The organism is Cupriavidus sp. HPC(L), from assembly GCF_000307735.3.
GTDB lineage: Bacteria > Pseudomonadota > Gammaproteobacteria > Burkholderiales > Burkholderiaceae > Cupriavidus.
Genome location: NZ_AMPR02000352.1, coordinates 1 through 1,720, shown reverse-complemented (window position 1 = coordinate 1,720; position 1,720 = coordinate 1). Strand labels below are relative to the sequence as shown.

Sequence of the window (1,720 nt, the reverse complement as noted above, 5' to 3'; positions counted from 1 at the left end):
CGCCACGGGGCTTGCCACGCCGGAGCCATCGGCTGCCGGTACGTACAGCGTCGTCGCGCCCGGCGCTTCCGACAGCGCCCGCAGCGCGGCCTCGGCGTGCAGGTCGGCCTGCGCCAGCGTGTGGCTGCGCACGTCGCCCTGCACCAGGTTCTGATAGACCAGTTCCCAGTGCAATTGCGCCAGCTGTTCGTGCGTGGCGGCGCGACCGGCCGCATCGCCGTCGGCCAGCGCATGCAGGCGGTCCTGCGCCTGCAGGATCCGGCGCGTCAGCCGCTGCTCGGCCGCATCGAGCATGCCGTAGGCGAGCAGCCTGACGTCCTCGACGTCGTCGTCGAGCAACGCGCGCAGCAGCGGACTGACGCTGCGGGCGGGCATCGCTTGCAGTGCGGCCAGCGCGCTCAGGCGATGCGCTTCCGCTGCACCGGCATCGGCGCTCGCGGATGCTGGCCGGCGCGCGGCAACGGCCGAACGATCGTTGCCGTCGGTCCGCGGCGCAATGCACGACATTGGACCCGACGCAAAGTCCGGCAGCGACACCAGCGCCACCCGCTGCGTCGCGAGGGCGCGGGGCCGCCAGGCAGACGGTGCCATGCCGACCAGCATCGAAGGCAGCACGGCAAACAGCGCAACCAGCACGCCGCCGAGCGGAACGAAGGCGCCCGCGGCAAACAGATACACCAGCGTCGCGCCCGACGGCACACGCACGCGCCGCGACAGCAATCGCCGCAGCGGCATCGCCAGCAGCGCGGCGGCCAGCGCCTGCATGGCCAGGTACGCCAGCAGCGCGCCGGCAGTGCCGTCGCCATGCAGCAGCGCCGCCAGCGCGGCTGCCTGCACCGTGACGCCGGCGAGAACGAGCGGGACCTCAAGCATCGTGGCCGCTCCCCGGCCGGCCATCTGCCGAACCGCCGCCACAGCGTCCCAGCAGGCGCCGCAGCGGCTCGGGATCGCCATCGGCCGGCACCGGCAGCGTATGGACGCCGATCCGTCCCCGTTCGAAATCGATGCCGAACTGCGCCTGCAGCATCCGCTCGATCCGCAGCAGATAGCCGGTAGCGGCCTCGGTATCGGCCAGCGGCATCAGCGTCATCAGCACGCGCTGCGCACCGCCCTCCCGCGGCCACGCCAGGTCCAGCGCGCGATGGCTGCGTACGGTTTGCTCGAACCAGTCCGCGCTGTGCTCGTCGGTGCCGAAGGCCAGCGCGATCACCGTGCTGGGAATGCCCGCGTCGCGCCGCAGCCTTGCCAGCCGCGCATAGTCGAGCGCGAAATCGTGCGGGCAGTCGGGCAGCGCATCTTCGACCGCGCGCGCCGCCGCGGCGTGCTCGACGCCGTCGGCGTAGTAGCCGAGCAGCGCCAGCAGCAGCGCGAGATTGTCGTGATGCAGCGCGAGGAACGGCATCCGTTCGACCACCAGCACGCCGAGCAGCCGGTCGGGGCCGGACAATACCGGCGCCACCGCCAGATAGCGGCTCGGCACGCCGTCGCCACCGTCGCTGCGGCGATGCGCCAGCTGCCGGGTTTGCAGGCAGCGGCGCAGCAGCGGATCGCGGTCATCGAGCCGGCAGCCGGGCCCGACGGTCGCCACGGCTTCGGGCAGCACGCGCTCGCCGTCGCAGCGATACAGCGCGGCGGCTTCGAGCTGGCACGCCTGCGCGGCCAGCTGCAGCATCGGTGCGGCAGCGGTCAGCGACGGGGTCGGCGCACGCTCGCGGCGCAT

Annotated in this window: 2 protein-coding genes; both read right to left on the bottom strand. The window is 73.0% G+C overall.

The window, feature by feature from the left end:
• Window positions 1–873: hypothetical protein (locus B551_RS17650; protein ID WP_157072021.1), on the bottom strand; the 873-nt coding region annotated here is incomplete at its 3' end.
• A partial coding sequence (locus B551_RS17645; protein WP_023264670.1) for a PelD GGDEF domain-containing protein occupies window positions 866–1,720 on the bottom strand: 855 nt, incomplete at its 5' end. The genes B551_RS17650 and B551_RS17645, both read right to left, overlap by 8 nt.